This window comes from Xanthomonas sp. CFBP 8151 (genome assembly GCF_011761885.1).
In the GTDB taxonomy this organism is placed as follows: Bacteria; Pseudomonadota; Gammaproteobacteria; order Xanthomonadales; family Xanthomonadaceae; genus Xanthomonas; species Xanthomonas arboricola_B.
In genome coordinates this window covers 215,899-224,000 of record NZ_JAASQZ010000005.1, presented here as the reverse complement: position 1 = coordinate 224,000, position 8,102 = coordinate 215,899, and the positions used below count along the sequence as shown (strand labels likewise).

5 protein-coding genes are annotated in these 8,102 nt (G+C 64.3%); all 5 read right to left on the bottom strand.

All coding sequences use genetic code 11. From position 1 onward, the window contains the following. Positions 1–587: 587 nt before the first annotated feature. A complete protein-coding gene (locus FHT08_RS19410) occupies positions 588–2,915 on the bottom strand; it encodes an EAL domain-containing protein (protein WP_166776446.1) in 2,328 nt (775 codons plus the stop codon). 6 nt (positions 2,916–2,921) lie between these two features. After that, positions 2,922–3,998, bottom strand: a complete 1,077-nt coding sequence (locus FHT08_RS19405; RefSeq protein ID WP_166776444.1) for a chemotaxis response regulator protein-glutamate methylesterase — start codon at positions 3,996–3,998, stop codon at positions 2,922–2,924. Beyond that, positions 3,995–4,591, bottom strand: a complete 597-nt coding sequence (gene cheD, locus FHT08_RS19400) for a chemoreceptor glutamine deamidase CheD (RefSeq protein WP_047125437.1) — start codon at positions 4,589–4,591, stop codon at positions 3,995–3,997. The genes FHT08_RS19405 and cheD overlap by 4 nt, the downstream gene beginning before the upstream one ends. Next, a complete protein-coding gene (locus FHT08_RS19395; RefSeq protein WP_166776442.1) occupies positions 4,588–5,457 on the bottom strand; it encodes a CheR family methyltransferase in 870 nt (289 codons plus the stop codon). Before FHT08_RS19395 ends, cheD begins: the two co-directional genes overlap by 4 nt. A 203-nt stretch (positions 5,458–5,660) precedes the next feature. After that, complete coding sequence (locus FHT08_RS19390; protein ID WP_166776440.1) at positions 5,661–8,033, bottom strand: methyl-accepting chemotaxis protein; 2,373 nt, start codon at positions 8,031–8,033, stop codon at positions 5,661–5,663. Positions 8,034–8,102: the final 69 nt, after the last annotated feature.

The window sequence follows — 8,102 nt, the reverse complement described above, 5'->3', positions numbered from 1 at the left end:
CGGCTCTTCGCGCCCCTTCGACCGGCAGGTGCGAGGGGGGCCTGTCGCCTTACCGAACATCTCAAACGGCAGAATCGAGGTTGTTCGAGGTGCCCCTAAGTTGGTCGTGCGCTGATGCAACCGCAAAAGCGAGATGACTTAAGCGAGGTGCTTAACGCAACGGCTTTGTCGCCTGCACGCATATGTGCATGGCTACTTAGCGATAAGGGCAAACCCAATCCACTTGCGGCCCGTCTTCGACGGAAAGTTTTGGAAATCAGACCACGTCGGCCAGATCACACAAGGTCCACGGAACCACCGCTGCATCTAACCCGCCAACTGCCGTTCCTGCTCTTGCCATGCATACCGACCATCTCGACTGGTCCTTGCTCGCTCAGCGTCGCGGGACCTTACGCGGCATGGATGCCGCGTAAGAACCTACACGGATGTACTTGCGGCGTGTCCCGCGACGGTGGGCGGGCAAGGGCGCTGCACCGAAGCACCAGATCAGGTGCTTTGCCTTTGGCAGGTTGCTTCGACCTGTTGATGCGAGCGTAAAACGCCATCAGCGCAAGCCTGACGAGCACGACGGGGTGTCATGAGCCGCGCTAAGGCTGCGTGCCCAACCAGGCTTCCAGCGCCGCCGCCGGCAATGGCCGCGAAAACAGATAGCCCTGCAGCACTTCGCAGCCGAGGTCGGCGAGGAACAGGCGCTGTGCTTCGTTTTCCACGCCTTCGGCAACCACATGCTTGCGCAGATGCTCGCCGATACGCAGCACCGAGGTGGTGAGGGCGCGTGCGTCTTCGCTATGTTCGATGTCGCGGACGAAGCTCATGTCCAGCTTGAGTTCGTCGATCGGCAGACGATGCAGATGGCTCAGGCTGGAATAGCCGGTGCCGAAGTCGTCCAGCGACAACGAGATGCCGGCTTCGCGGATGGCGTGCAGATTTTCCAGTACGCCGGGCTGCCCGGAAAGCATCACGCTCTCGGTTATTTCCAGCGTGAGGTCGGAGGGCTGCGCGCCCACGTTGGCGATCAGGCGCAGCAGGTCGCTGAGCATGCGCGGGCTTTCGAAGCTGCTCGCCGACAGATTCACCGACACGCGCGCCACCGGCACGCCACGTTTGCGCCAATCGGCGATCTGCCGGCAGGCGCTGCGCAACACCCAATCGTTGAGCTGCGGCATCATGCCTTGCTCTTCGGCCACGGGCAGGAAACGCGCCGGCGAAATGGCGCCCAGTTGCGGATGATTCCAGCGCAATAGCGCTTCCACCCCGTACAGTGCGTGCGGCGCGGCGCTGTGCAGTTGCGGTTGATAATGCAGTTGCAGTTGATCGCGGCCGATGGCCTGACGCAGTTCCGCTTCCAGCGCAACGCGTTCCTGCGCCATGCGGTTCATGTCGGAACTGAAGAAGCGGAACCGTCCGCCGCCTTCCTGCTTGGCGCGATTCATGGCCAGATCGGCGTGCCGCAGCAGGATGTTGATGTCGCGCCCGTCCTCGGGAAACATCGCCACGCCGATGCTGGCAGACGGATGCACGGTCATGTTGCCGACCGGCAGCGGCCTGGCAATGGTGCCCAGCACACGTTCTGCGGCGGCACTGGCCTGCTCGGCGCTGCATTGCGGCAGGGCGAGTGCGAATTCGTCGCCGGCCAGGCGTGCCAGCATGGCGGTGGCGGTCAGTTGTTCGCCGATGCGCAAGGCGATGTCGCGCAGCAGACCGTCGCCGGCGGCATGGCCCTGGCTGTCGTTGATCAGTTTGAAGCGGTCGATGTTGATGAACATCAACGTGGCCGGTTCACCGGCATATTCGGCTTGCGTCAGCGCTTGCTCGGCGCGTGCACTGAACATGATGCGGTTGGGCAGGCCGGTCAGCGCATCGTAGAACGCGAGTTGATGCACGCGTTGGCGGATCTGTTCGCGTTCCAGTGCCAGCGTGCACAGTTGCTGGCACAACTCGGTCAGGCGTACGTGCCAGGCATCGGCACGCTGCGCCTTTCTGTAGTAGAGCGCGAAGGTACCGAGCACGCGTGCGCTGTTGGAGCGGATCGGTGTGCTCCAGCAAGCATGCAGGCCCATCGGCAGCAGCAGTTCGCGGAACTGTGCGAACAGTGGGTCGGTGGCAATGTCTTCCACCATCACCGCGCGGCCACGCCAGGCGGCAGTGCCGCAGGCGCCTGCGCCCGGCGCGATCTTCAGCCCGTTGACCGCATCGGCATACTCCGGCGGCAGGCTGGGCGCGGCCAGCGAATGCAGGCAGCCCTGATTGTCCGCGCTCATGACCGTGGCCAGCACGTCCGGTGCGATGCGTTCGACCTCGGTGCAGATCAGCGTCATCACCTCGATCAGCGGCCGCTCCTGCACCAAGGCCTCGAGCACGCGGTGCTGCAGCACTTCATGCATCTTGGTGTCGGTGATGTCGGTCAGCACCGCCACGTAATGCGACGGCAGATGCCTGGCGTCGTAGATCGGATTGAAGTTGAGCGAGATCCACAGCGGCGTGCCGTCCTTGCGATACACCAGCAGGTCGGCCTGGGTCTGCTGCAGCGCGTCGGCACGGTCGCGGACGCGCGCCACTTCGTCCTGGTCGCTTTGCGCGCGGGTGAGCACGTCCGAGGGGCGTTTGCCGACCAGTTCGGCCTCGGTATAGCCGAACATGCGCTGGAAGCCGTCGTTGGCGTAGAGCAGGCGCGATTGCAGATCGCAGATCAGGATTGCACTGCTGCTGCCGTCCAGCGCTTCGGCCAGCAGGCGTGAACGCGTGGCGTCGGGATGTTCGTCGGGCCTGCTCATGCCGGCAGTGATCGGGCCTGGCCTGATCGCCCCGGGCGGTGTCGCGTCATCTGATGGTGCATCCGCCGTCGCCAGCGAGGCGGTTCCCGTAATGCCGGGAGCCGCCGCCTGTTCGGTCGGATGCGGGGGACGGGCCATCATGCCGGATCAGCGTGCCTGTGCCGACAGCGCGATCAGGCGCTCGGCAACGCGGTTCAGCGGCACCACTTCCTGCGCGGCACCCAGTTTGTAGGCGGCGCCGGGCATGCCCCACACCACGCTGCTGGCTTCGTCCTGCACCAGCGTGGGCGCGCCGGCCTGCAACATTTCCAGCAGGCCGCGTGCACCGTCGTCACCCATGCCGGTGAGGATGGCGCCGACCGCATTCGGGCCGGCGTTGGCGGCGACGGAGCGGAACAGCACGTCCACCGCCGGCTTGTGGCGATTGACCGGCGGGCCGTCGTCGATGCGGCAGCGCCAGCGCGCACCGTCGCGGATGATGCGCAAATGCTGGCCGCCCGGCGGCAGGTAGGCGTGGCCTGGCAGAATCGCCTCGCCGTCGCTGGCCTCGCGCACCGACATTGCCGAGTGACGATTGAGGCGTTCGGCGAAGGCGGTGCTGAAGCTGGCCGGAAGATGCTGGGTCATCACCACCGCCGGTGCATCGGCGGGCATGTGCTCGAGCACCACGCGCAGGGCTTCGGTGCCGCCGGCCGAGGCGCCGATGGCGATCAGGCGGTCGGTAGTGCGGAAGCGCAGCGCACTGCCAGGCACCGGCGCGGACTGCATGTCCAGGGTGACCTTGGGTGCGCTGGGACGATTGAGCGCACTGACCCTGGCCTTGGAGGCCATCTTTACCTTGCTGACGATCTCCTCGGCATAGCCTTCCAGCCCGCGTGCGACGTCGATCTTGGGCTTGGAGATAAAATCCACTGCGCCCAACGACAAGGCCTGCAAGGTGGTGTCGGCGCCACGTTCGGTCAGCGATGAAATCATCACCACCGGGGTGGGGCGCAGGCGCATGAGGTTTTCCAGAAACACCAGGCCGTCCATGCGCGGCATTTCCACATCCAGCGTGATCACGTCCGGATTGAGGCGTTTGATCTTTTCGCGCGCCAGGATCGGGTCGGCGGCCGAGCCGATCACCTCGATACCGGCATCGCGGGAGAGGATTTCGGTCAGCATCTGGCGTACGACCGCCGAGTCGTCGACGATCAATACACGCACAGGAGTTTCCAGCGTCATTCGAACAACTCCACTCCACCGGTAACCGGTGCTTTGGAAAGACGGGCGCGCACGGCCGATTCGGCAGCGGCGACTTCGGCTTCGTGTGCATGCGGCAAACGCTGCACCACCACGCGTCCGGTCGTCGGGAAGAACCACACCTTGCGCGGATGGATGCCGCACATATCTTCGGCAATGATGGGAATGTGTTCGGCCTGCAGGTACTGGCGCACGAACTCGGCGTTGCGGGTGCCGACCGGATTGCTGGTGAAGCCCTTGAGCACGTTGGCGCCACCGAAAACCTTCGCTTCGATGCGTTTGCGATGCGCGCCGCGCTTGAGCATGTCGTTGATCAGCAACTCCATCGCATAACTGCCGTAACGCGCGGGTGCGCCATCGCCAACCTGGCCTTCCGGCAGCAGGAAGTGATTCATACCGCCGATCTTCAGGACCGGGTCGCGCAGACAGGCGGCAACGCACGATCCCAAGGTGGTCGTCAACGCGGTGTCGTCGTCCACGACCAGGTATTGGGTGGGCAGCAGCTTGGCGGTGATGGTCTGGAAACGCGAATCGCGGTAACGCATGACATCATCGACCTGTACGGCGGTACTCATGTAGACGCTCCCGCGCGCGGGCTGCGCCTGTACAGCGTGCGCCCACACGGCTGGATCAGATCGGCCGCGTGCAGGTAGTTCTCTGAGTGCCCGGTGTAAAGCAGGCCGTCGTCGCCCATATGGCTGACCAGCCGCGACAGGATGCCGCGCTGGGTGGGTTTGTCGAAATAGATCATCACGTTGCGGCAGAACAGCGCCGCGTACGGGCCGCCGACGTCGTAGCGCGGTGCCAGCAGATTCAGCTGGCGGTATTCGATGAGCTGACGCAACGCCGGGATGACCCGGCACTTGCCCTCGTTGGGGCCGCTGCCACGCTGGAAGTACTTGCGCTTGATCGATGCGTCGAGCGAGGCGACGCGGTCGATGGCATAGACGCCGCGCGAGGCGGTTTCCAGCACCTGGGTGTCGACGTCGGTGGCGACGATGCTGACCGGCGGGGTCAAGGTACCGAAGGCTTCGCAGGCGGTGATGGCGATGGAGTAGGGCTCCTCACCGGTGGAGGCCGCGCACGACCAGATCTTCAACGGTGCCTGCGAGGCGCGCTTTTGCAGCTCTTCGCGCAGTTTGTCGAAGTGGTGCGGCTCGCGGAAGAACGAGGTCAGGTTGGTGGTCAGCGCGTTGGTGAACGCCTGCCATTCTTCCTCGTCGTTGCCTGCTTCCAGCTGGTCCAGATAGTCGCGGAAGGAGCGCAGGCCGAGTACGCGAAGACGACGCGACAGCCGGCCATACACCATGTCGCGCTTGGCCGGAGCCAAGGCGATGCCGACACGCTGATAGATCAGGTCGCAGACGCGCTTGAAATCGCGGTCGCCAAAATCAAATTCGCGTGTGTCTGAAGCGGAAGTCGAGGTGGTCGTCATATCCATACGCGTCGTTAGCGATGACTAGATATCGGCCAGGTGGTCATGCAACTGAAGCACCAATCATGCATCGCAGACGGCTGGGGCCGCTGATTGTGCCCGGCGCTTGCAGAGCGGCGCGATCGGACCCGACGGCCGGGCAGTGCGCCGGCCGAGCGCAGACACACAAAGCCCCGGCAGTGCCGGGGCTTTGTGGGCACAGCGCCGGATCAGAACTCTTGCCAGTTTCCGTCCGCCAGCGCGGCCTGCGGCTTGGCCGGCCGCGACGGCGTGGCCGCTGCACGAGCACCCGGCTTGGCGGCGGACTTCACCGCGACTGGACGCGAGGCGACCGGGCGCGCGCGGGCGGCCGGGGCCGCCGGCTCGTCCAGCTTGAACACCGACACCGCTTCGGCCAGGTGGCCGGCCTGCTCTTCCATCGAGCGTGCGGCCGCAGTGGCTTCTTCCACCAGCGCGGCGTTCTGCTGGGTGGTTTCGTCCATCTGGGTGATGGTCTGGTTGACCTGCTCGATGCCGGCCGACTGTTCCTGCGAGGCGGCGGAGATCTCGCCCATGATGTCGGTGACGCGCTGCACGCTGGCCACGATCTCGGCCATGGTCGACCCGGCCTTGCGCACCAGTGCCGACCCCTCGGCAACTTTGTGCACGGAGTCGTCGATCAAGCCCTTGATCTCCTTGGCCGCACCGGCCGAGCGCTGTGCCAGCGTGCGCACTTCCGAGGCCACCACGGCGAAGCCGCGGCCCTGTTCGCCGGCACGGGCGGCTTCCACCGCTGCATTCAATGCCAGGATGTTGGTCTGGAACGCGATGCCGTCGATCACCGAGATGATGTCGGCGATCTTCTTGGACGAAGCTTCGATGCCCGACATGGTGGTGACCACCTGCGAAACCACGTCGCCGCCCTGCGAGGCCACGCCGGTAGCGCCGATGGCAAGCTGGTTGGCCTGACGGGCGCTTTCGGCGTTCTGCCTGACGGTGGAGGTGAGCTCCTCCATCGAGGCGGCGGTTTCTTCCAGATTGGCGGCCTGCTGCTCGGTACGATGAGACAGGTCGCTGTTGCCGGAGGCGATCTCGCCGGCCGCCGAGTTGATCGCGGTGGACGAGACCTTGATGCGCCCGACGATGTCGGCTAACTGTTCGGCGGTGGCATTGGCATCGTCACGCATCTGCGCGAACACGCCGCTGAACTCGCCATGCATGCGCACGGTCAGGTCGCCACGCGACAGGGCCGACAGCAACGCGGAGATCTGCTCCAGGCTGCCGGCGTTGGCGTCCAGCAGGCCGTTGAGCTGCTGGGCCAGCTGCAGGAAGAAGCCCTGCTTGCCGTCGGTTTGCACCCGGCCGCTCATGTCGCCGCTGGCAGCGGCACGCACGATGCGCGCGACTTCTTCTTCGACCTGGACTTCGATGGTGCGGTCGCGCCATTCGCAGACTTCGCCGGCGCTTTCACCGTGCTCGTTCTTGATCGCGGTGACGGTCTGCGTCACCACGAATTCGCCGTAGCGCTCTTCGAAGCTGGTGATGCCGTCGCGTTCCAACGCCGCGATCGCCTTGCGTACGGTTGGTTCGGGCAGACCGAGATAGCTGATGTGCTGGCCGATGATCTTGTTCGCCTCGAAGTCGGACGATGCCAGGCGGATGCTGTCTTCGTGATGCGTAACGATCTTCGTGAACGCCTCGTTGGCGTAGATGATGGTCTGACCGGCGTCGGTGATGAAGGTGCCGGTGGAGGACTCGTCCAACGCGGTACGGATACGCAGGTTCTCGTCGGCGATCTTCTGGTCGCGTTCGATACGTTCCTTCAGGTCGCGCTGCATACGGTGCATGGAACGCATCAGTTCGCCCACTTCGTCCTGGCCCTGCACATTGATCTGGCCATCGAGCTTGCCGCTGGCGATTTCCGTGGCAGTGGACACCGCGCCGCGCATGCTCTTGACGATGGAACGTGCGAACAGGAACGCCAGGCCCAGGCCACCGGCAATGCCGATCAACAGCACCATCACGGTCAGCGAGACCGAGGTGGCATGAACTTTTTCGGCCTTGCTCTTGGCAGCCTGCGCCAACCTATTGTCTTCGGTGATCAACGCGGCCAGCGAATCCTTGGCCTTGTTGTGCAGGGTGCGGGTCTCGCCGACGAAGGTGTCGACGGCATCGTCGGGCAGATTGAGCTCGAGCATTTCGTCGACGCTGGCGTAGGAGGCCGATGCCTTCTTCCAGTCCGCCACGAACACGTCGAACAATTTCTTCTGTTGCGGGCTCTCGATCAGCCGGGGATAGCCCTTGATCGTGGCTTCGATTTCGCCATGGAGCCGCTTGGCGCGGACCTTGGCTTCCTGCTTGACTGAGTCGCTGGCGCGCACCAGATTTTGATAGGACGCATTTCGATATTCGCCGAGCATGCCGCGCAGATCGCCTGCCTCGCGCACGCTGGACATGGTGTTGCCGGCCAGGTCGCGGGTGACGTTATTGAGCGATGCCAGACCCGCATAGGCGATGATGCCCTGCACCAGCATGATCAGCAGCACAATGCCAAACGCCAGCATCAGCTTGGGCATCAATTTCAGATTGTTGATCCATTGCATTGACACGATTCCCCGGTAGAAGTCAGTGCGCATAACCGCAAACAGCAGATCGCCACGTGCGAGGGCGTG